Genomic DNA, 21,212 nt, shown 5'->3' with positions numbered 1-21,212 from the left:
CAGCAGCTCCGGCTGCAGACAGCGCGGAGAATCCGGATTTACTTGTCTTACTTGGCGTCTTCGGCGGGAGCCTCGGCAGCTGCCGGAGCTTCAGCCTCTGCTGCCGGAGCGGCCGCAGCTTCTGCCTTGTTGCCTTCGAGGAGTTCGCGCTCCCACTCGGCCAGGGGCTCCTCGGGAGCTTCGGCTGCACCCGTGCCACGGCTGTTGCGGGCGATGAGGCCCTCGGCAACGGCGTCGGCAACAACGCGGGTCAGGAGGTTCACGGAGCGGATGGCGTCGTCGTTGCCCGGGATCGGGAAGTCGACTTCGTCGGGGTCGCAGTTGGTGTCCAGGATGGCAACTACGGGGATGTTCAGCTTCTTGGCCTCGTCAACGGCGAGGTGTTCCTTCTTGGTGTCGACAACCCAGAGCAGGGACGGAGCCTTGGTCAGGTTGCGGATACCGCCGAGGTTGGACTCCAGCTTGGTGAGCTCGCGCTTGAGGAGCAGCAGTTCCTTCTTGGTGTAAGCGGAACCGGCGACGTCGTCGAAGTCGATCTCTTCGAGTTCCTTCATGCGCTGGATACGCTTGGCAACCGTCTGGAAGTTGGTCAGCATACCGCCGAGCCAGCGCTGGTTGACGTAGGGCTGGCCCACGCGGGTTGCCTGCTCGGCAATTGCTTCCTGGGCCTGCTTCTTGGTGCCGACGAACAGGACGGTGCCGCCGTGGGCGACGGTGGCCTTGACGAACTCGTAGGCGCGGTCGATGTAGGACAGCGACTGCTGAAGGTCGATGATGTAGATGCCGTTGCGCTCGGTGAAGATGAAGCGCTTCATCTTCGGGTTCCAACGGCGGGTCTGGTGTCCAAAGTGGACGCCGCTGTCAAGCAGCTGGCGCATGGTTACGACGGGCATGCCGACGCTCCTTTTCCCGGCAGGTCATTCATGAGAGAGCCCGGAGGCTTCTTACCCTGCCAATTAGTTGACGGTTGATTAGCGTGGCCCGGGGTTGGGCCGTGCTCCTGGCATCCACCGCGCTTCCCATCCATGCTTTGTGGCACGGACCGCAGGAGGCGCGATCCTCCCCGGACTGACGCGGGTGCGTTGGCCGGCGGAGGGCTGGATGCGCGTAGTCAGCCACTGCTCCCCCACACTCCTGAATGAGATGTGCCGACGCGATCCGGACAGCGGAAAACACCATTGGCGTTGACCACTGGTTCGGGAAGCGTAGAGGGCGCAGCAAACTGCTCCATCAAGTGTACTACAGGCGCCCCCGCCCGGCGGACCGGTCGCCCACCCCGGAGCCGTTATCCACATAGCCGCAGACGGGCCTGCCGGCAGTCCCCGTCCGGGGGCAGGCTGGCGGGATGAAACCTCCCGTCCTCCTCGCCGCCCTCCTGCTGCTGCCGGCCTCCGTGGCATCGGCAGGCCCGCCCTCCGGCGTCGTGGTCCCCGCCCCGGCCGGGGCGCCAGGCAGTGCAGCTGCCGTGGATCACCTCATGGCGACGGCGGCCCGCGGCGAGGGCGCCGCACCATCCTGGCGCTGGCCGCTGGCTCCGCGGCCGCCGGTGCTGCGCGGCTTCGATCCCCCGCCCAAACCCTGGCTCAGCGGTCACCGGGGCGTTGATCTGGGCGCGGCAGGTGAAGGCACCCAAGTTACCGCCCCCGCCGCCGGGACGGTCAGTTTCGTGGGCGTCGTCGTGGACCGGCCCGTGATCACCATCGACCACGGTAATGGGCTCCGGAGCAGCTTTGAACCGGTGGCGGGCACACTTGCGGTGGGAAGCCCGGTGGCGGCGGGCCAGGTGGTGGGCACCGTCCTGGCAGGGCACTGCCCGGGCACCGCCTGCGTCCATTGGGGCGTCCGGGACGGTGACCTGTACGTCAACCCGCTGCAGTTCGTCATGGACCTTCGCCCGTCGGTCCTGCTGCCGCTGCAAGGCGCACCCCGGCAGGAGCGTTCCGGCTAGACGATGGCCGAGATGCCCGTGATGGCCCGCCCCGTCACCAGGGTGTTGATTTCGGCCGTGCCCTCGTAGGAGTAGATCGCCTCTGCGTCGGCAAAGATCTTGGCCATCTCAAAGTCGGTCACAATGCCGTTCCCGCCCAGGATGTTCCGGCCAAGGGCCACGCTGTCCCGCATACGGGCGGTGGCGAAGGCCTTGCCCAGCGCCGACTGCTCATCCTTGGCCGCGCCTTCGTCCTCCAGCTGGGAAAGGCGCACCATCATGCCCATGGAGCTGACCGCATTGCCCAGGATCCGGACCAGCTGGTCCTGGATGAGCTGGAAGGATGCCAGGGGGCGGCCGAACTGCTGGCGCTCCACGGCGTAACGGCGCGCCACGTCAAAGGCTGCCAGCTGCAGGCCGACAGCCTGCCAGGCGACGGCCAGCCGCGTGACCTTGAGGACTTTGTTGACGTCGCGGAAGCTGTTGGCGTGTGCCAGCTTGAAGAAGTCCGGAACCACCACGTCCTCCAGGACGATGTCGGCGTTCTGGACGGTTCGAAGGGAAATCTTGTTGTCGATCTTTGCCGTGCCGACGCCAGGCAGCGCCGTGTCCACCAGGAAGCCCTTGACCTGGTTGTCCGCCACGTCGCGGGCGTAGACCACCACCCAGTCGGAGAACGTCGCGTTCCCGATCCACCGCTTGGCCCCGTTGAGGATCCAGGCACCTCCGTCCTTCCGGGCGGTGGTCCGCGTACCCCCGGCGACGTCGCTGCCGCCCAGGGGCTCCGTGAGGCCAAAGGCGCCGATCTTCTTCAGGGAGTAGATGTCCGGCAGCCACTCGTCCTTCTGCTCCGGGGAGGCCAGCGCCTCGATGGAGCCGGTGAACAGGCCGTCGTGCACACCCATGAAGGTGGCGATGGAGGCGTCCGCCCGGGTGACTTCGGCGTGCAGCATTCCGGCGAAGAGGTTGGAGTAGCCCTGCCGCCGGACGGGGCTCACCAGGTCCAGGTCCGCAAGTTTCGGCACCAGGTCCATCGGGAACTCGGCCCGGTTCCAGCAATCCACCGCGATGGGCCGGACTTCGCGGGCCAGGAAGTCGCGGACCTCGGCGAGCCGGTCCCGTTCCTTTCCGGACAGGAGCTGCTCGAAGGCGTAGAAGTCGCCGTCGGCGTAGGGAAGCTCTGTGGAATCGGCGGCGGAGGTGGGCATGGATACCTTCTTCGATACTCAGGGCCGGCCATGCATCGCTGGCCGTTGGGTATGTTACTCACCAGTAACATACCGCAGCCTGGCTCCCGGGCCAAGAACGCGTTAAACAAAAACCGCGGCCGACGTGAATCGTCGGCCGCGGTTTCGCGGCGTTGGCACAGCGTGCACGTAGGGCTACTCGGACTTGAACCGAGGACCTTAGGATTATGAGTCCCGCGCTCTAACCAGCTGAGCTATAGCCCCAGATGCCCTTGCCCGCCTCGCGTTTGGTACCGGTCCGGCAGGGCAAAAACACTCTAGCAAATCCGGGAAAGGGTTCAGACCACCTTGTCCTCGAAGCTGGCGCCGCGGTACAGGTCTTCGAAGGTCTGCAGCGTGCCCTGGATGCTGTGCGGCTCCACCATCTCACGGCTGGCCCGGCCCATGGCGCGCTGCTCGTCCTTGGGCAGTTCCAGGACCTGGGTGATCTTCTTGGCCAGGTCGTCACTGTCGTTGGGTGTGAAGAGGTAGCCGTTCTGGCCGTCACGCACCAGGTGCGGCAGCGCCATGGCATTGGCCAGGACCACCGGAGTGGAGGCGGACATGGCTTCCAGGGTCACCAGGGACTGCAGCTCGGCGGTCCCCGGCATGCAGAACAGGTCGGCCCGGATGTAGGCCCGGCGCAGGTCCGCGTCGCTGGCCAGTCCCAGGAACCGGACCCTGTCGCCCAGGCCGAGCCGCTGAACGAGTTCCTCCAGGTCGGCCCGCACCTCGCCGCCGCCCACGATTTCCAGGTGCACGTTCAGTTCCCGCGGGGTCTTGCTGATCGCCCGGATCAGGACATCCACGTGCTTTTCCTCCGCCAGCCGGCCGGCGAACAGCACGGTGGGGTGCGGGTGGGGCTCGATGTGCTCGCCGGGCAGCAGTTCGTAGGCGGCCGAGTCGATGCCGTTGGACAGCGGGAGGACCTTGCGGAGGAAGGCATGCTCATGCATGGCCTTGGCCGCCAGCGGGGTGGGGGTGGTGACCACGTCCGCCTGGCCCATCACCTTGCCCATGTCCTTCCAGGAGATCCGGCCGATGATGTCCTTGAACCATTGGGGGAAGGGCAGGAACGGGTTGAGGTTTTCCGGCATGAAGTGGTTGGTGGCAACGATCCGGACGCCGCGCTTCACGGCTTCGTAGAGCACGTGTTCGCCGATCATGTAGTGGCTCTGGATGTGCACGACGTCGGGCTTCACACGGTCGAACAGCAGGCTGATTTCCTTCTTGATTTCCCACGGGAAGCAGATGCGGAAGGTTTCGTGGGTGGGCACGCTGTGGGAGCGGAGGCGGTGCACGGTTGCCTCGTCGCGGAATTCGGTGAAGCTCTTTCCCTTGCCGTCGCGGCAGGCCAGGACGTGGACGTTGTGTCCCCTGGCGGTCATGCCCTTGGCCAGGCGGTAGCCGAACTGGGCGGCGCCGTTGACGTGGGGCGGGTAGGTGTCAGCGGCGATCAGGATGGTCAGGGGGCGCTGGTCGGCTGGCGTGGTCATGGAGTACTCCTGATGGTCACGGTGCGGACAGCATGGAACTGGCAGCACGGTTGGCCGCCGGTGCAGTGGCATGCGGCCTCGTGGAATTGCTGGGTATGGTGCGGGACGGGGTGTGTTTCAGGGAACGGGCTAGTGGGAGGGCCTGCCGGCGGCCTTCCGCGCGTCCTTCTTGCGCTTGGTGACCTCCGGGTGGTGCCGGGAAAGGGCGATAACCCCAACGATAGCAAGGCAGGCCGCCGTTCCCATCGCAATGGCCATGACGGCGTGCACGTCGGGCCGCAGTTCGCCGAGGATGATGATGCCGATGGCGATGCCCACCATGGGGTCGATGACCGTGAGCCCGGCAATCACCAGGTCCGGCGGCCCGGTGGAGTAGGCACTCTGGACGAACCATGACCCCAGGCCGCCCGCGGCGATGATGGCCAGCACCGAATACCACTGCACGTTCAGCAGGAACAGACCGTTCGGGTCAAGCAGGTGCTTGCCGATGATCCGGGTCAGCACGGCCACGAAGCCGAAGAGGATGCCGGCGCCGAGGATGTAGACGAACGAGTTCATGCGGTGCTTGAACATCACTGCCAGGGTCCCGAACAATCCAACGGCCAGGGCCAGCAGGAGCACGATGGTCAGTTCGTCCTCAGGGCTGACGTGGTGGCTTTCCTGGGTGACGTTGACGGCGAGCAGGACAAAGAGCGCCGAGCCCGTCACGCACGCGGCAATCGAGACGGCGGTGGCCCGGTTGATGGTGAGGTCCTGGTCCCGGGCATTGATCACGGTGGTGATCACCAGGGCGATGGCGCCGATTGGCTGTACCACCGTGAGGGGGGCGGACACCAGCGCCACTGCGTTCATGGCCATGCCTGTGCACAGCAGCAGGAGGCCGAACATCCAGCGGGGGTTGCGCAGCAGCCGGAGGAAACCGTTGGAGCTCAGCGCCAGGCCGCCCGTGTCCGCTTTCACCGCGCTCCCCTGGCGCTGGGCCCCCAGGGCCAGGCAGAACGCGCCGAGGACGGCCAGGCCGACGGCCACCCACACCATCAGGCGGTCCCGTCGTCGTGGTGTTTGAATTCCCTGCCTTTGCGCAGGATGGCCCAGAAGTAGTTATAGGCGGCGATCCAGTGGCCGACCAGGCCCAGGCCGAGCACTACCCAGGCGGTGGCAAACAGTTGGCCGGACACCCCGGTGTCCAGGTGGGAGAGGACAAGCAGTGGTGTCCCGAGGAGGAGCAGGCCGGTCCTGACCTTGCCCACCACGCTGACAGGGAGGTCGGGGTGGCCGTGGAAGAAGAAGAGCGTCATGGCGAGCAGCACGGCGTCGGGGACCACCAGCGCTGCCAGGTACAGCCAATGCACGACGCCGGCGATCACCAGGGTGACGGCCACGGCGATCATGGCCAGCCGGTCGGCGATGGGATCCAGTACCCGGCCGAGCCTGGAAGCCTGGTCGAAGCGCCGCGCAATGTAACCGTCGATCCAGTCGGTTCCGGCCATGACAGCCAGGACGATGACCCCGGCCCCGTATTCGCGTTGGGCCAGGACGAGCCAGATGAAGAGCGGCACGCCCATGAACCGCACGACGGTAAGCAGATTGGGGATGGTGAACACGGCGTCGTGGTCCACCTGGGGACGGCCAGGCCGTGCGCCTGCACCGATGAACTTCACCCGTCCCCCTTTCCTTCCTGCCGCATTCTGTTGGCACTGCTTTGCCGGTGCCCGGTGTTGTGGTGCCTGGTGTGGTGGTGCCCGCAGTTCTGGCGTGCCCTGTGGTTCTGCTGTGGGGCGCCGTATGGCTGCCGGGACTAGTACGTGCGCAGGAGGCGGCGGAGCAGGACCACCAGGACGGTCCCGGCAGCAGCAAGGGCCGCGAGGGGCTTCCAGCGTTCCCTGAGGCTGGCGGAGCCGGACACGCCTGCCAGCTTCTGGGCGGCGGCGTCCTTCCCGCGCGCGGCGAGTACCTGGCCTTCGCGTGCCTTCTGCTGTGCGACGGCCAGCAGGTACCGTCCCTGGGTTTTCAGGTCCAGCTCCGTGCCGAGTTCATCGCGGACTTCGGTGAGGTGGTGGCGGCGCTGGTTCAGGCGGCGTGCCAGTTCGGGCTCGGACGCGTGCGGGAATTCCTGGTCGTGCTGGGCGGCCTTGGCTTCCTTCTCTGCCTTGGCCTTGGCGGCGGCCTCCGCCTTGGCCGCTTTCGCGGCCTTGCCCTCGGGGCTTTCCGGGTCCAGCACGGCCGGGTTGAAGGCGGAGCCCTCCCTGGCCACGCCGATGTCGTGCCTGATCCCACGGATGGTTTCCTCCGGCAGCAGGGGCATGGCCTTCCTGAACCTGCCGACGCCGACCAGGGCGCCGATGAGCGCGATCAACAGGAAGGCGGCGGAGACCAGGAGGGCGGCCAGCCAGGCGGGCATGATGGTGGCCAGGCCCATGATGGCGGCAACGATGAGGCCCACCACCAGGAAGAGGAGGAAGACCAGGGCCACGGCGAGGAAAGCGGCAGCAACTCCGACCTGGACGCCCTTGCGCTTGAGTTCGAATTTCGCGAAGGCGATTTCGTCGTTGAGCTGCCGGGGTGCCAACCGGAACAGGAGTTTCAGGGTCCCGGGCAGCGCGGTGAAGCGCAATCCCGGGCTGGTACGCCCACTGTGACGTCCGCTCATCGGTGCCGCCTTCCAGGTCTGATGGGTCGATACTGCTTCCGTTATGCCGCGGAAAATGTGCAGCCGCACAGTCCACGCCACCCAAACTACCATTCAGGTTCAGGGCGGACTTCCGGGCGTGCCGGACGGCGCGGCCTACAACGATGAAAAACAACTCGGCCCGGGCCTAGGATGGTTGTCCGTGACGACTCCCGCCAATCCGGGCGACCTGCTCAGCCGCCGCCGGAAGCTCCTGTACATCCTCCTCCTGGGCGCGCTGACCGCGCTGGGCCCGTTCACCATCGATCTCTACCTGCCGGCCTTCCCCGCCCTGGAGGCGAGCCTCGGTGTCAGCGAGGCCCAGGTGCAGCTGACCCTGGCCGGAACCACCGTGGGGTTTGCCTTCGGCCAGCTCGTGGTGGGCCCGTTCAGCGACAAATTCGGCCGCAGGACACCCCTGATCATGGCCACTGCGCTGCACATCGCCGCTTCACTCGGCGCGGCCCTGTCCACGGACATCACCACGCTGGGAATCTTCCGCGTGCTGATGGGGGTTGGGGCCGCCGGTGGTGGCGTGGTGGCCATGGCCATGGTGCGGGACCTGTTCTCCGGATATGCGATGGTGCGGATGTTCTCCCGGATGTCCCTGGTGAACGGCCTCGCGCCCATCCTGGCGCCGGTCATCGGCTCCCAGCTGCTTTTGGTGATGCCGTGGCCCGGCATCTTCGTGTTCCTGGCCAGCTACGGGACCCTGGTGATCGTGGCTGCACTGCTCCTGGTGCGCGAGACGTTGCCGCCGGAGAAACGCGGGCACAGCGGCATGACGGCCCGGCAGCGCTACAAGGCGCTCTTCAGCGACCGGATCTTCGTGGGGCTGCTGATGGTGGCCGGGTTCAACTTCGGCGGCCTCTTCACGTACCTCTCGGCCTCCCCGTTCCTGTTCCAGGACGTGTTCGGGTTTTCCGCCCAGCAGTACGGGCTGCTGTTCGGCATCAACTCCCTGGGCATCGTGGCGGGCGTGCAGACCAGTTCCCGGCTGATCAGGGTTGTGCCGCCGCAATGGATCCTGGCCTTCGCCACGGGCTGGCTGTTCCTGATGGCGTTGCTGATCGTGGTGTTCGACCGCCTGGGCCTGGGCCTGTGGGGCGTCATGGTCCCGCTGTGGTTCTACATCCTGGGCACCGGCTTCATGTTCCCCTGCGTCCAGGTGCTGGCCCTGGCGAGCCATGCGTCGCAGGCGGGAACGGCTGCCTCCCTGCTGGGGGCCGCCACCTTCCTGATGGCCGGCCTGATCTCCCCGGTAGTGGGCTGGCTCGGGATCACCAGCGCCATGCCGATGGGTGCGGTCCAGGCCGGCTGCATCCTGCTGGCCATCGCAGCGCTGTGGCTGGTGGTCCGGCCCCGCACAGTTCCGTCCATCCACTGAGTTCCGTCCATCCACCGGGCCTGTCCAGTGACACTGCCCCATCTCCCGAAAGGCCGTCCATGAGCCGCAGACCGCACCGCAACGGACGGGGACTGTTCCTCGGGGCGGTGCTGGGCGCCGTCGTCGGCTATTTCGCGGGCCGCGCCCTCGGCAACCCTGCTGCCGGCATCCTGCTGGGCCTGCTGGCAGGCGCAGCGCTGCTGTACCGGGTCAACCCGGGGCCCCGGAAACGGCGCTGACAGTTTTGCCGTGGCGGGCGGCTTTTCCTGCCCTCAGGGTCCATCGCGAGATAAAATATGTCCGTGCCCAACTGGCAGGACAGACCGCCACTTCCGGCCACATGGCAACGGTGCGACGCCCGGATTTTGCCACTGTGGTGGGACCGGCTGTGTGCGCAGGCAGGACAGCAGTCCGCCGCGCTGTACGCCGCAGGGCTGTTCACGGAGGACCGCCGCCGGCCCATTGCCCAGTGGTTCAATCCGGCCTTCGACGCCGCGCTGCTGGTAGCGCCGGAGACGTCCCCCGAATGGCCGGTGCAGCGGTTCGGCATCTTCTACGCGCCTCCGGGAACCGGCTTTGTCCGGATCCATTCGGCGCCGCATGAGTGGAACCCCCGTGAACCGCGGAAGTCGCCCACCGAGCAGGAGGCCTTCCTGGCGGCAGTGGCGGAAGCCGAACGGTTCCTGCAGGTGGAAATGGACTTCGTCTAGCTGCATCCAGTGCCCGCAGAACGAAAAATCCCCGCTCCTCCACACGGGAGGAACGGGGATTTTTTGTGTGCGCTCCTCCTGCTGGACTTGAACCAGCAACCCTTCGATTAACAGTCGAATGCTCTGCCAATTGAGCTAAGGAGGAATGAAGCAGGTACGACCATAGCAAAGGATTCCGGCAAAAGTGAAATCGGCGGAATCACGGCCCATCCGGGCCTGCGCCGGGCAGGAAATGGGCAGAAAAAATCCCCGTTCCGGAAGGCCGGAACGGGGATTGGGAGCTCCTCCTGCTGGACTTGAACCAGCAACCCTTCGATTAACAGTCGAATGCTCTGCCAATTGAGCTAAGGAGGAATGAAGCGGGTATCAGCCTAGCAAACACTTGGCGCGTAAACGAAATCGGGGGCCAGCGGCCGGCCCCCGGCTTCCCGCCCGCGGCCTGGCTAGGCGTCCGCGCGCAGCGCCCGGCGTTCCATTTCGAGCATCATCAGCTCGCGGTTGAGCCGCTGGTAGGTGTCCGGGTCCGCGGCGGCGTCCAGGCGCTGCAGTTGCCCCATCTTGTCCGCCTTGACCCGGGTGATCTGGAGTTCGAAAAGGCGTGACAGGATGTCGCGGCAATACTTCTGCACCGCTTCCTCCGTATGCGCGGGCAGCGGCACCACGGCCAGCTCGGAGACCAGGGGCCGCAGCGGTTCGGGGACCTCGTGCATCACGTGTTCCACCCAGCGCACGGGATCCACGGTCAGGCCTGCGCCGGTGGCACGCATGGCGTCGTGGACGGCCTGGAAGGCGGGGGTGGCGAACCGGGCGGCCGCAAAGCGGTCCCAGACCGCGCCGGCCAGCAGCGACGGCTGTTGCAGCGCCACTTCCAGCGCCTGCCGCTCCATCGAGGCCACGGGGTCCCGGGGGTCGGGCCGGTGGAAGGACGGCACAGCGCCCGACGCCGGCCCTGCGGCGACGCCCGGACCGCCGGCGGAGGCGGCGGCAGGGTAGGCAGCGGGGCGGCTTGGGGCGCCCTGTCCGGGTGCACCGGCCGCCTGGGGCCCCGACACGGTTCCCCGTCCGTGGTCCCCGCGCTTGGCAGCGTTCTTCACCTCAGCGTTGACCAGGCGGAGCACCTCGTTGGGGTCCGGCATGCCCAGCCACCCGGTCAGGGCCTGGCAGTAGCCCGTCCGGGTGGAACCGTCGCGAATGGCGGCAACCACCGGCACCGAGGCCTTCAGGCCCTGCACACGGCCTTCGACGGTGTCCAGGTTGAACTGCTTCAGCGTGCTGCGGATGGCGAATTCGAACAGCGGCCGGCGGGACTGGATCAGGGCGTGCACGGCCTCGTCGCCCCTGCTGAGCCGGAGGTCACAGGGATCGGCGCCGGTGGGTTCCACGGCCACGAACGTCTGCGCGGTGAAGCGCTGGTCCTCCTCGAAGGCGCGCAGCGCCGCCTTCTGCCCGGCGGCGTCCCCATCGAAGGTGAACACCACCTCTCCCCCGGTGCCGTCGTCGGACAACAGCCGGCGGGCGATCTTGATGTGTTCGGTGCCGAACGCCGTGCCGCAGGTGGCCACCGCCGTCGTAATTCCGGCCAGGTGGCAGGCCATGACGTCCGTGTAGCCCTCCACCACAACCAGTTGGCGGTCCTTGGCGATGCTGCGCTTGGCGAGGTCGATGCCGTAGAGGACCTGGGACTTCTTGTAGAGCGTGGTTTCGGGGGTGTTGAGGTATTTGGGGCCCTGGTCGTCCTCGTACAGCTTGCGGGCGCCGAAGCCGATGGTGTCGCCAGCGATGTCCTTGATGGGCCAGATGAGGCGGCCCCGGAAGCGGTCGTAGATGCCACGGTTGCCCTCCGAGAACATGCCCGTGAGCTTCAGCTCGGCGTCCGTGAAGCCTCGCCCGCGCAGGTGCTTGAGCAGCGCGTCCCACCCCTGCGGCGCGTAGCCGCAGCCAAAGTGTTCCGCCGCTGCCCGGTCGAAGCCGCGGCCAAACAGGAAGTTCCGCGCCTCGGCGGCGCCCGGTGTGAGCAGCTGGGCGCGGAAGAATTCATCGGCGATCTTGTGGGCGTCCAGCAGCCGCTGCCGGCGCCCGACTTCCTCGCGGTTGGGCCCGGTGCCGCCGTCCTCGTAGCGGAGCTCGTAACCGATGCGGGCGGCCAGCTTCTCCACGGCTTCCTGGAAGGAACTGTGGTCCTGCTTCTGGACGAAGGCGATGACGTCCCCGTCTTCACCGCAGCCAAAGCAGTGGTACCTGCCCACCTGGGGCCGGACGGTGAAGGACGGCGAGCGCTCGTCGTGGAAGGGGCACAGGCCCTTGAACGTTCCCAGCCCGGCACCCTTGAGCGTGACGTAGCCGTCAACCACTTCCTTGATGTCCGTGCGCTGGCGTACTTCGTCGATATCTTCGCGTTTGATCAGCCCAGCCACAGAGTAATCCTAGTCCCGCGGTACGACGCCCGGTCGCGGCCGGTCATGCCCGTCACCACAGCGACGGCAGGCTGCCCACCAGACGCTCGTACATGGCCAGCGCGGACCCGTCGGTCAACGATGCCACCTGGTCGATCACCACCCGCAGCCGTGCGGCGTCATCCTCCGCGGCACGCCAGTCCGCCGCGAACATCGGTTCCAGGTGCCGGTCGCCGGTGGCACTCAAGGCAGTGACCAGGGCGTGCAGCACCTCGCGCTGCCGCTCGTAGATGGGCTGCCGGTGTTCGGTGGTCATCACGAAGGTGGTTGCCAGGCCCTTCATGACGGCGATCTCCATCACCGTCTCGTCCGGGACCATGAGTTCGGCGTTGTAGCGGGTGAGCTTCTCCGGCCCGTAGACCGCGCGGGTGGTCTCCAGGGCGCTCTGGCAGAACCTGCCGATCAGCTGGCTGGTCATGTTCTTCAGCGCGGCCATGGACTTGCGGCTGCCGTCGGCTTCGCGCACCCAGACGTCGGTGGCCTCCAGCCGGGCCAGGGCGGCGTCAATCGCCGCGGGGTCGTTGTGCGGCAGGTACCACTGCTTGGCGTAACCCACCACGCGGGCCCGGTGGTCCGGGTTGTCCATCCAGCGCAGCTGGAAGTGGCCTGCCACGATCGCGTCCTCCACGTCGTGCACCGAGTAGGAGATGTCATCCGCGAGGTCCATCACCTGGGCCTCCAGGCAGGACCGGCGCTCGGGGGCGCCGTCGCGGAGCCAGGTGAAGATGGGCAGGTCGTCATCATAGGCGCCGAACTTGCTGGTCCGCTGCCCGTGGATCACCGGCGCCTCCAGCGCCGACCAGGGGTATTTCGACGCCGCATCGAGGCTCGCGCGGGTGAGGTTCAGCCCGGCGGGCTGCCCGTCGGCCGTGAGCACCTTGGGTTCGAGCCGGGTGAGCAGGCGCAGGGTTTGGGCGTTGCCCTCGAAGCCGCCGATGGCGTGTGCCACCTCATTCAGCGCCGATTCGCCGTTGTGCCCGAAGGGCGGGTGGCCGAGGTCGTGGCTGAGGCAGGCCGTGTCCACGACGTCGGGGTCGCAGCCGAGGGCCCGGCCCAGTTCGCGCCCCACTTGGGCCACCTCCAGGCTGTGCGTCAGGCGGGTCCGGACAAAGTCGTCAGTGTCCGGCGCCACCACCTGGGTCTTGGCACCCAGCCGGCGCAGTGCCGAGGAATGCAGCACCCGGGCACGGTCCCGCTCGAAGTCCGAGCGGTAGGTGCTCTTGGGCGGTTCCTCCACCCAGCGGGCGGAATCGTGGGTGCCGTAGCCGGGCAGCACGGCCGCCGTGGTCTGGGCCTCAGCCACCGGAGACGTCCAGTTCGGCGGCGGCGATGTCCCTGGACTGCTCGTCGTTCAGTGCCCGGGAGTCCAGCCAGTCCTTGGGCAGCGCAGGCTTCTTGGGCGTCCCGGCGCGGCCGCGGGGGCCCTCGGCGTCAACACCCGGGTAGGGCGAGTCCAGGTCCAGCTCGGCCAGGGTGTCCCGGAGGACTTCGAGGCTGGTCACCAGGGCCAGCCGGGTGCGCAGCTCGCCGCCCACTACGTAGCCCTTGAAGTACCAGGCGATGTGCTTGCGGATCTCGCGCAGCGCCTTGCCTTCGTCGCCGAAGGTTTCCACCATGAGTTCCGCGTGCCGGTAGACGCCCTCGGCCACCTGGCGCAGGTTGGGCCGGTGGCGGACGTCGCTGCCTTCGAAGGCGGCCTGCAGGTCGCCGAACAGCCAGGGCCTGCCCTGGCAGCCGCGGCCCACCACCACGCCGTCCACGCCGGTTTCGCGGACCATGCGGACGGCGTCCTCGGCCGACCAGATGTCGCCGTTGCCCAGCACCGGGATGTCCGGGAGCGCCTCACGCAGCCGGGCGATCGCGGACCAGTCGGCCTTGCCGGAGTAGAACTGGGCGGCCGTGCGGCCATGGAGGGCGACGGCGGCGACACCGGCGTCGCGGGCGATGCGGCCGGCGTCGAGGTACGTGATGTGGTCGTCGTCGATGCCCTTGCGCATCTTGATGGTCAGCGGGATGTTGCCCTTGGACGCTTCCTTCACGGCGGTCTGCACGATCGAGGTGAAGAGGTCGATCTTCCAGGGCAGGGCCGAGCCGCCGCCGCGCCGGGTGACCTTGGGGACGGGGCAGCCGAAGTTGAGGTCGATGTGGTCGGCCCGGTCCTCCTCCACCAGCATCCGCACGGCGGCGCCCACGGTGCCGGGGTCCACGCCGTACAGCTGGACGGACCGGACCTTCTCGTCGTCGTCGTGGGAGATGATGCGCAGGGACTCGGGGGTCCGTTCCACCAGCGCGCGCGAGGTGACCATCTCCGCCACGTACAGGCCCCCGCCGTATTCACGGCAGAGCCTGCGGAAGGCGGAGTTGGTGATGCCGGCCATGGGCGCCAGGATCACCGGCGTGTCCACGGTGATGGGCCCCAGCTTCAGGGGCGGGAGTTCCAGCTTCGGGGCGGGAGGAGTTGCTGCAACAGTCACCTGTCCATTGTTGCAAAGCCGGGCAAATCGGCGGATTCCGTCGAGTGCCAAAAGACCTGTTGCCGGTTTCCGCCCGGTGCTAGCGTGGCGCGGGAACGCAGACCCAGGCATGACGTTTGAAGGAGACACAGGCATGCTTTCGGACACCTCATACCCCGTGATCCAGGCGACCCTTCCCGTCGTCGGGGAGAACATCCAGGAGATCGCCGGGCGCTTCTACCGGCACATGTTCCAGGAGCATCCCGAACTGCTTGACGGCCTTTTCAACCGCGGCAACCAGGCCGACGGCCGGCAGCAGCAGGCACTGGCCGGCTCCATTGCCGCCTTTGCCGGCTTCCTCGTCAACGATCCCACGCACCTTCCCGACCACCTGCTGTCCCGCGTCGCCCATAAACATGTCTCCCTGGGGCTGGCCCCGGAGCAGTACCAGGTGGTCCACGACAACCTGATATGGGCGATCGTGGATGTCCTGGGCGACGCCGTGACCCCCGAGGTCGCCGCGGCCTGGGACGAGGTCTACTGGCTGATGGCCAACATGCTCATCAACAAGGAGCGCGGGCTGTACGACGCCGTCCGGCTCAGCCCGGACACCATCTGGCGCAGCTGGCGGGTGGCGCAGAAGATCCAGGAAACCGCCGACGTAGTGAGCTTCGTGGTCGAGCGCACCGATGAGCGTGAGGTGAAGCCCTCGCTGCCCGGCCAGTACGTCACCATCCGGATGAAGATGCCCGACGGCGTCCTGCAGCCCCGCCAGTACAGCCTCACCCAGGCCGACGACGGCCAGCACCGGCGCTTCGCCGTCAAGCGGGTGCGCACGGAAGGGGCGCCGGACCGCGAGATGTCCAACCTCCTCCACGACCAGGTCAACGTGGGCGACGAGGTGACCCTGTCGGCCCCGTTCGGTGATGTGGTGCTCGAATACACCGACCGGCCGGTGGTCCTGGCGAGCGCGGGAATCGGCGTCACGCCCATGGCCGGCATGCTATCCCACCTGGTGAAATCCAACTCGCAGCGGAAAGTCATGTTCCTGCACGCCGACGATTCCCCGGCGTCCTTTGCGCTGCGCGACCAGGTGCGTGCGGACCTCGCCGCCCTGCCGGACGCTTCGATGGCCGCCTGGTTCCTCAACCCGGACGGGGAAACCGCCGCCAATCCGGCCGGGCCCGGATCCCCGTCCCCGTCAGCCCCGGTCGGCCCGCCGGCCCCTCCGGGCAGCCGCGTCGGTTGGGGGCTCGTCGGCGGCGCGCCGGCTGCGTTCCTCAAGCGCGGCTGCGGCGAGCGCCCCGGTGTCCGCGATGTCGCTGGGGTGGACGTGGCCGTCGTCGTGCCCTGCCTCTGCTGCCGGCGCCGCCGTGTCCTGGATCCTCGTTGCCTTGACCACCAGGACGGCAATCAGGGTGGTGACCGGGATGGCGAGCACCAGCCCGATCGACCCCACGAGCGTCCGGATGACCTCCTCGGAGAGCTCGGCGCTTGTGATTGTATCCATCAGCGGCCGGTCGTAGAGCATGACGATGATCAGGATCGGAAGCGCGGCCCCCGCGTAGGCGAAGGCGATGGTGTATACGGTGGAGGCAATGTGGTCCCGGCCGATCCGCATCGCGGACGTGAAGAGCTTCCGGGCGCTGCTGGCCGGGGCAAGCTCGTAGAGCTCCCACACAGCGGAGGCCTGGGTAATGGTGACGTCGTTCAGGACGCCCAGGCCGGAAATGATCAGCCCGCACAGGATCACTCCGGAGATGGAAATGTTGGCCGAGGTGTTCACCAGTGTGGCGGCGTCGTGGCTGCCGACTCCGGCGAGGTTGGCGGCGTCGGTGGCCCATGCGGCCAGCAGCGCCGTAATGCCGAGCCCGAAAATGGTGCCCAGCAGCGCGGTCGACGTGCGGGCGGAGAGCCCGTGGGCGAAGTAGAGCACGCCGATCATGATCACGATCGAGCCCACCAGGGCCAGCAGGAGGGGCGGCTTGCCCTCCACCAGGCCGGGGAGCATGAAGCTGGCCAGCACGAAGTAGGCGCCCACCAGGCCGATCAGGGCACGCAGGCCGCGCCACCGGGCGACCGCGATGACCACCACGGCATAGAGCACCGCGAGCAGCACGATGGGCAGGGTGCGGACGAAGTCCACGAAAATGTAGGCGGGCGAGCCCGTGGACCCGGAGGCGCCCTGGGCGTTGGAGAGGTTCAAGTACCGGATCTGGTCCCCGGGCTTCACGCCGTGGGACGATGCGACGTCCGGGTTGATGACCACCTTGACCGGGCTTCCGCCTTTGTCCGGCTCGGTGAAGGCGAAAGTGCACTGCGAACCCTGCTGGCCGGAGTTTTGCTGGCCGGAGTTTTGCGGGTTGCTGGCCTGCATGCAGCTCTCTGTCACCACGTTCTGGATGGTGCCGGTATCGAACGTTACCCCCGCGGCGGCGGCGTAGGGATTCGCGAGCGTGATCCCTTCCTTGCTGCCCGAGGGCCACAGCGCCGCCATCCCTGCCAGGGTGAGCAGCGCCAGCGGAATGAGCACCGCCGCAAGGATGCGGTTCGCGTTCCTGCGTGCGGCCATCGCCTGGGGCGTCGGCTCCGAATGATCCTTGGAGGCGTGGGAGTGTCCGGCGCCCATCAGCAGTTGAACCTCATGTAGTGAACTCTACGTGCGGCGCCTTAGGGTTTGATAAATGGACCATCGGGACGGGGAGGTGCCAGGCATGGGCGAGCATGGAGCAAACATGCAGGACGTACAGGGCAGCGGCGGGATGCCGGCCGGGAAGGTGCCGGCCGTTCCCGGCCATCAGCCGGTGCTCACCGTGCTGGAGGCTTCCGGGCGTACCCGGGGCGTGGTGCTGGTGCTCCATGGCGGCAAGGCGCACAGCCGGGAACCCGTACAGGCCAGGCACCTGAGTCCGGCCCGGATGGTTCCGTTCGCCAGGCAGCTGCACCGGGCCGGCCGGAAGCATGGCCTGGCAGTCTGGTCACTGCGGAACGGCGTGCGCGGCTGGAACGGCCCGGACATGTCCGCCCTGCAGGATGCGCGCTGGGCTCTGCGCCGGATAGAGGAGCAGCACCCGGGCGTGCCCGTCTTCCTGGTGGGCCATTCCATGGGCGGCCTGACCGCAGTCTGTGCGGCGGACCATCCGCAGGTGGATGCAGTGGTGGCCCTGGCCCCGTGGCTGAGCCCTGAAACGCCCGCCGCCCGTGTCGCCGGCAGGAAGGTCCTCGTAGTCCACGGAACCACCGACCATATGACCAGCCCGGCCCAGTCGCTGGCCTTCGCCCGCCGCGCCTCGGCCGGGGCGGCCAGCATGCAGTATGTTGCGCTCAAGGGTGTGGGCCACTTCATGCTGCGCCGGATCCGGGTGTGGGAGACGCTCACCACCGGCTTCGTCATCAAGTCCTTCGCCGAGAGCACCGGGGCGAAGGTCCGGCCGCCGCGGGCATTCCAGCTGCTGCTGCCGGAGTCCTCGGTCCACGTCACCCTGTAACTGCATGGCCTGGCGTCCCCCGTCCAATGACCGCTTTTACCGGTCGATGGTCCGCGCTGCCCACGTCCTGCTGGGGGCTTGCCGGGTTCGGGTGCACACCTCCGGCGTCGGGAACCTTCCCGCGTCCGCGGCCCCGAAGGGTGGCTTCCGGGTCCCGGTGCCGGGCATGGGCGCTGTCTTTGCCATCACGCACTTCGGCTACCTGGACTTCGCGGTGGCCGAGCTGATGCTGTGGAAGCACTGCCGCGGGCAGCTGCGGTTCCTGGTCCACCAGGGCGCCGCGGACCACTGGCTGGCCGGCCCCGCCATCAGCGCCAGCGGCCATGTGGTGGTGGGCTACGCCGACAAGTCGGGAGCCTACGACGCGGCGGTGGCGAGGCTGCGGGATGGCGAATACCTGGCAGTGTTTCCCGAGGCCGGCGTCAGCCGCAGTTTCACGGTCCGCGGCTGCAGGACCGGGGCCGTCCGGATGGCCGCCGAGGCAGGCGTCCCGCTGATCCCGGTATCCATCTGGGGTGCACACCGGCTGCTGACGCGTGGCCACGGATTCTCGGCCCGCCGCGGCTGGCGGGCACCCGTCTGCGTCCAGGTGGACGAGCCCCTGCGGTTCAGGCCGGATGTCGATGTGGAGGCAGCCACCGAAACGCTGCGCGGCAGGCTGCAGGCGGGAATCGACCGCTGCATCGCCGACTTCCCGCTGCAGCCGGCGCCGGGTGCCTGGTGGATGCCGGCGCACCTGGGCGGCGGTGCACCCACCGAGGCCGAGCGGCAACTGCTGGACGCCGAAGACGCAGCCCGCCTCCGCCGTCGTACTTCCCGAAAGAAGTGACCGGCCCCGCCAGGCAGCCCAAGCCAGGCAGCCCGCGCTCCCGCCCATACAAGTAGCGCCAACTGTCGTTATGGGGGTCCATAACGGCAGGTGGCGCTACCCAGTTGCGGGGACCGGTGCCGGTTTGCCTAGTCCGAGACCACGAGGGTTTCCGCGGCGGCGAGGCGGGCCTTGCCGCTCTCCAGCAATGGTTCGACGGCGGCGCGCAGGGCCGCCATGGAGTCGTCCAGTTCCAGCATGACCGGGTGCTGGTAGGCGATCAGCGCCAGGATGTCGCGGACGGCTTCGGCGGCGTCGTCGGCGGCCAGGGCCGGTTCGTGCCCCACGAAGACGTCGGTGGGGGCCTCCCGTCCCGTGCCCTCCGCGCCGCGGTCCGCGTTGGGAGCGGCGTCCGGATCCGCCGGGGGCGCGTAGCTGACAGCGAACGCGCGGATCCGGCCCTTCTTGCCCGGTGCGACGCCCGCGCCGAACGCCGACCCGGGCTGGGCCCGCAGCACGATGGCACCATGGGCGCCGGTGAGTTCGTCGAGGAACAGCTTCTGCACCTGGCCCACGGACAGCACGCCGGGCGAATCCCAGTCGTGGACGGAGGTGTAGTACCGCCCCACCACGTCCGTCAGTTCAACGGAACCCGTGGCGAGGTCCATGACGATGTCGGAGCCGGCGTTTTCGCCGCTGACGGGCCGGCCGCCGTAGTCCTTGTCCGGGAACACCGGAAGCCGAAGGGCGCCGGACTCCACGACAACCAGGCGGGAGCGCTGGATGGGCGCCAGCCCGGACGCCTCGGCAAACGCCGCGCCAGGGGTGCCGGGCTCCACCTTGGCGCGCAGCCTGGTGACGCCCGACGGCGCGTCGGCGGCTTCGCGCCGCAGCATGGCCAGCAGCGTGGCGCCGATGCCGCTGCGGCGGTGGTCCTTGGCCACCTCGACGTAGCTCCAGAGGCGTTCCGGGTGCAGGGACGCTTCATAGGCGACGCCGGCGGCGACAGGGATGCCCACGCCGTCAACGACGTCCTCGGCAACGATGCAGCGGCGCCACGGGGTGCCGGCCGTCCCGTTGGAGGACGGCGCCAGCGCGCCACGGAACTGGCGGGCCTGCGCAGTTTCCGGGCCGCCCCAGATCTCCAGCAGCGCCAGGTCGTCGCCGTCCCGCCATTCGCGGTATTCGATCGCCATGCTCAGGCGCCGATCAGCCGCGCGGCCAGGTAGCCTTCCACCTTGTCCAGGGAAACGCGTTCCTGGCTCATGGTGTCCCGCTCGCGGATGGTCACGGCCTGGTCTTCGAGGGTGTCGAAGTCCACGGTGATGCACAACGGGGTGCCGATTTCGTCCTGGCGGCGGTAGCGCCGGCCGATCGCGCCGGCGTCGTCGAAGTCGATGTTCCAGTTCTTCCGCAGCTGGGCGCCGAGGTCCTTGGCCTTCGGCGACAGGTCCTCGTTGCGGCTCAGCGGCAGCACGGCGGCCTTGACGGGGGCGAGGCGCGGGTCGAGCTTCAGCACGGTGCGCACGTCCACGCCGCCCTTCGCGTTGGGGGCCTCGTCCTCGGTGTAGGCATCGACCAGGAAGGCCATGAAGGAACGGGTGAGGCCGGCGGCGGGCTCGATGACGTACGGCGTGTAGCGCTCGTTGGTGGCCTGGTTGAAGTAGCTCAGGTCCGTGCCGGAGGCCTTGGCGTGGGTGGAGAGGTCGAAGTCGGTGCGGTTGGCGATGCCTTCCAGCTCGCCCCACTCGGAGCCCTGGAAGCCGAAGCGGTACTCGATGTCCGTGGTGCCCTTGGAGTAATGGCTGAGCTTTTCCTGCGGGTGCTCAAAGAAGCGCAGGTTTTCCTCGCGGATGCCCAGGCCTGTGTACCAGGCCATGCGCTCGTTCATCCAGTACTTGTGCCACTCTTCATCCGTGCCGGGCTCGACGAAGAACTCCATCTCCATCTGCTCGAATTCGCGGGTACGGAAAATGAAGTTTCCGGGCGTGATCTCGTTGCGGAAGGACTTGCCGATCTGGCCGATGCCGAACGGGGGCTTCTTCCGCGAGGTGGTGAGGACGTTGTTGAAGTTCACGAAGATGCCCTGCGCCGTTTCGGGGCGCAGGTAGTGCAGGCCTTCTTCGCTGGCCACGGGGCCCAGGTAGGTCTTGAGCAGGCCGGAGAACTCCTGGGGCTCGGTCCATTCACCGCGGGTGCCGCAGTTGGCGCAGGCGATATCCTTCAGGCCGTTCTCGGCGGGACGGCCCTTCTTTTCCTCGTATTCTTCCTCGAGGTGGTCGGCGCGGTAGCGCTTGTGGCACGAAAGGCACTCCACCAGGGGGTCGGAAAAGACCTCGACGTGGCCGGAGGCTTCCCACACCTGTCGGGGCAGGATCACGGAGGAGTCCAGGCCCACCACGTCCTCGCGGCCGCGGACCATGGACTGCCACCACTGGCGCTTGATGTTTTCCTTCAGCTCCGCGCCCAAGGGGCCGTAGTCCCAGGCCGAACGCGAACCTCCGTAGATCTCACCGGCCTGGAACACGAAGCCCCTCCGCTTGGAGAGGGAGATGACCTGGTCGAGGACGGATTTTGCTGCCATGGGGTAACTCCA

18 protein-coding genes, 3 tRNA genes and 1 pseudogene are annotated in these 21,212 nt (G+C 67.8%); 7 read left to right on the top strand and 15 right to left on the bottom strand.

The genetic code is table 11. The annotated features are described in order from the left end of the window. Positions 1 to 47 precede the first annotated feature (47 nt). Positions 48 to 893: a 30S ribosomal protein S2 gene (gene rpsB, locus ACYSM9_RS01135; protein ID WP_461855137.1), complete on the bottom strand. Its 846-nt coding sequence runs from the start codon at positions 891 to 893 to the stop codon at positions 48 to 50. A 452-nt stretch (positions 894 to 1,345) separates the two neighbouring features. Here rpsB and ACYSM9_RS01130 point away from each other — a divergent pair, with 452 nt between their 5' ends. Continuing rightward, positions 1,346 to 1,948 carry a M23 family metallopeptidase gene (locus ACYSM9_RS01130; RefSeq protein ID WP_461855136.1) on the top strand — a complete coding sequence of 201 codons (603 nt, stop codon included), beginning with the start codon at positions 1,346 to 1,348 and terminating at the stop codon, positions 1,946 to 1,948. Here ACYSM9_RS01130 and ACYSM9_RS01125 read toward each other — a convergent pair. The 6 genes from ACYSM9_RS01125 to ACYSM9_RS01100 all read right to left on the bottom strand — a co-directional run bounded on the left by ACYSM9_RS01125 (position 1,945) and on the right by ACYSM9_RS01100 (position 7,299). Continuing rightward, positions 1,945 to 3,135 carry an acyl-CoA dehydrogenase family protein gene (locus ACYSM9_RS01125; RefSeq protein ID WP_461855135.1) on the bottom strand — a complete coding sequence of 397 codons (1,191 nt, stop codon included), beginning with the start codon at positions 3,133 to 3,135 and terminating at the stop codon, positions 1,945 to 1,947. The genes ACYSM9_RS01130 and ACYSM9_RS01125 overlap by 4 nt on opposite strands. 169 nt (positions 3,136 to 3,304) lie before the next feature. After that, positions 3,305 to 3,378, bottom strand: a tRNA-Ile gene (locus tag ACYSM9_RS01120). 74 nt (positions 3,379 to 3,452) lie between these two features. Continuing rightward, the gene (locus tag ACYSM9_RS01115) at positions 3,453 to 4,649 is read right to left on the bottom strand and encodes a glycosyltransferase (protein ID WP_461855134.1); all 1,197 of its coding nucleotides are present in this window, start codon (positions 4,647 to 4,649) and stop codon (positions 3,453 to 3,455) included. A gap of 129 nt (positions 4,650 to 4,778) precedes the next feature. Continuing rightward, positions 4,779 to 5,687 (bottom strand): DMT family transporter, encoded by a 909-nt coding sequence (locus ACYSM9_RS01110; RefSeq protein WP_461855133.1) that lies wholly within the window; start codon positions 5,685 to 5,687, stop codon positions 4,779 to 4,781. Then, the gene (locus tag ACYSM9_RS01105; RefSeq protein ID WP_461855132.1) at positions 5,687 to 6,310 is read right to left on the bottom strand and encodes a CDP-alcohol phosphatidyltransferase family protein; all 624 of its coding nucleotides are present in this window, start codon (positions 6,308 to 6,310) and stop codon (positions 5,687 to 5,689) included. The genes ACYSM9_RS01110 and ACYSM9_RS01105 overlap by 1 nt, the downstream gene beginning before the upstream one ends. A 137-nt stretch (positions 6,311 to 6,447) precedes the next feature. Continuing rightward, on the bottom strand, positions 6,448 to 7,299 hold the full coding sequence (locus ACYSM9_RS01100; RefSeq protein WP_461855131.1) for a phage holin family protein: 852 nt from the start codon (positions 7,297 to 7,299) through the stop codon (positions 6,448 to 6,450). 181 nt (positions 7,300 to 7,480) lie between these two features. Between ACYSM9_RS01100 and ACYSM9_RS01095 the strand changes: the two genes are divergently transcribed. From ACYSM9_RS01095 to ACYSM9_RS01085, 3 genes are all read left to right on the top strand, one after another. Continuing rightward, positions 7,481 to 8,704: a multidrug effflux MFS transporter gene (locus tag ACYSM9_RS01095; protein ID WP_461855130.1), complete on the top strand. Its 1,224-nt coding sequence runs from the start codon at positions 7,481 to 7,483 to the stop codon at positions 8,702 to 8,704. Positions 8,705 to 8,763: 59 nt separating this feature from the next. Continuing rightward, on the top strand, positions 8,764 to 8,943 hold the full coding sequence (locus ACYSM9_RS01090) for a hypothetical protein (RefSeq protein ID WP_461855129.1): 180 nt from the start codon (positions 8,764 to 8,766) through the stop codon (positions 8,941 to 8,943). A 63-nt stretch (positions 8,944 to 9,006) separates the two neighbouring features. Further along, positions 9,007 to 9,414 carry a hypothetical protein gene (locus ACYSM9_RS01085; RefSeq protein WP_461855128.1) on the top strand — a complete coding sequence of 136 codons (408 nt, stop codon included), beginning with the start codon at positions 9,007 to 9,009 and terminating at the stop codon, positions 9,412 to 9,414. A 72-nt stretch (positions 9,415 to 9,486) separates the two neighbouring features. Here the strand turns inward: ACYSM9_RS01085 and ACYSM9_RS01080 are convergent. The 5 genes from ACYSM9_RS01080 to dusB all read right to left on the bottom strand — a co-directional run bounded on the left by ACYSM9_RS01080 (position 9,487) and on the right by dusB (position 14,341). Then, positions 9,487 to 9,559 (bottom strand) — tRNA-Asn (locus ACYSM9_RS01080). A 136-nt stretch (positions 9,560 to 9,695) separates the two neighbouring features. Further along, positions 9,696 to 9,768, bottom strand: a tRNA-Asn gene (locus ACYSM9_RS01075). Positions 9,769 to 9,857: 89 nt separating this feature from the next. Further along, positions 9,858 to 11,828: a DNA primase gene (dnaG, locus tag ACYSM9_RS01070; RefSeq protein ID WP_461855127.1), complete on the bottom strand. Its 1,971-nt coding sequence runs from the start codon at positions 11,826 to 11,828 to the stop codon at positions 9,858 to 9,860. 52 nt (positions 11,829 to 11,880) lie between these two features. Continuing rightward, a complete protein-coding gene (locus ACYSM9_RS01065; protein WP_461855126.1) occupies positions 11,881 to 13,170 on the bottom strand; it encodes a deoxyguanosinetriphosphate triphosphohydrolase in 1,290 nt (429 codons plus the stop codon). After that, the gene (dusB, locus tag ACYSM9_RS01060; RefSeq protein WP_461855125.1) at positions 13,163 to 14,341 is read right to left on the bottom strand and encodes a tRNA dihydrouridine synthase DusB; all 1,179 of its coding nucleotides are present in this window, start codon (positions 14,339 to 14,341) and stop codon (positions 13,163 to 13,165) included. Before dusB ends, ACYSM9_RS01065 begins: the two co-directional genes overlap by 8 nt. On the opposite strand from dusB, the pseudogene ACYSM9_RS01055 reads away from it, so the two are divergent. After that, positions 14,235 to 15,191, top strand: a pseudogene (locus tag ACYSM9_RS01055) (globin domain-containing protein); the annotation flags it as partial. The gene dusB and the pseudogene ACYSM9_RS01055 overlap by 107 nt on opposite strands. Positions 15,192 to 15,521: 330 nt before the next feature. Here the strand turns inward: ACYSM9_RS01055 and ACYSM9_RS01050 are convergent. Then, positions 15,522 to 16,949, bottom strand: a complete 1,428-nt coding sequence (locus ACYSM9_RS01050) for a YibE/F family protein (RefSeq protein WP_461855124.1) — start codon at positions 16,947 to 16,949, stop codon at positions 15,522 to 15,524. Between the two features lie 106 nt (positions 16,950 to 17,055). Between ACYSM9_RS01050 and ACYSM9_RS01045 the strand changes: the two genes are divergently transcribed. Together ACYSM9_RS01045 and ACYSM9_RS01040 are read left to right on the top strand one after the other, a co-directional pair. Further along, positions 17,056 to 17,808: an alpha/beta hydrolase gene (locus ACYSM9_RS01045; protein ID WP_461855123.1), complete on the top strand. Its 753-nt coding sequence runs from the start codon at positions 17,056 to 17,058 to the stop codon at positions 17,806 to 17,808. A 4-nt stretch (positions 17,809 to 17,812) separates the two neighbouring features. Continuing rightward, positions 17,813 to 18,637 (top strand): lysophospholipid acyltransferase family protein, encoded by an 825-nt coding sequence (locus ACYSM9_RS01040; RefSeq protein WP_461855122.1) that lies wholly within the window; start codon positions 17,813 to 17,815, stop codon positions 18,635 to 18,637. A 128-nt stretch (positions 18,638 to 18,765) separates the two neighbouring features. On the opposite strand, the gene ACYSM9_RS01035 is transcribed toward ACYSM9_RS01040, so the two are convergent. Both ACYSM9_RS01035 and ACYSM9_RS01030 read right to left on the bottom strand, forming a co-directional pair. Continuing rightward, positions 18,766 to 19,812, bottom strand: coding sequence for a GNAT family N-acetyltransferase (locus ACYSM9_RS01035; protein ID WP_461855121.1), 1,047 nt, complete (start codon positions 19,810 to 19,812; stop codon positions 18,766 to 18,768). A gap of 2 nt (positions 19,813 to 19,814) precedes the next feature. Beyond that, positions 19,815 to 21,200, bottom strand: a complete 1,386-nt coding sequence (locus ACYSM9_RS01030) for a glycine--tRNA ligase (RefSeq protein WP_461855120.1) — start codon at positions 21,198 to 21,200, stop codon at positions 19,815 to 19,817. Positions 21,201 to 21,212 lie beyond the last annotated feature (12 nt).

Source organism: Arthrobacter sp. C152 (assembly GCF_054890965.1).
The sequence above is the reverse complement of the archived record's forward strand: the minus strand, read 5'-3'. Positions and strand labels throughout refer to the sequence as shown.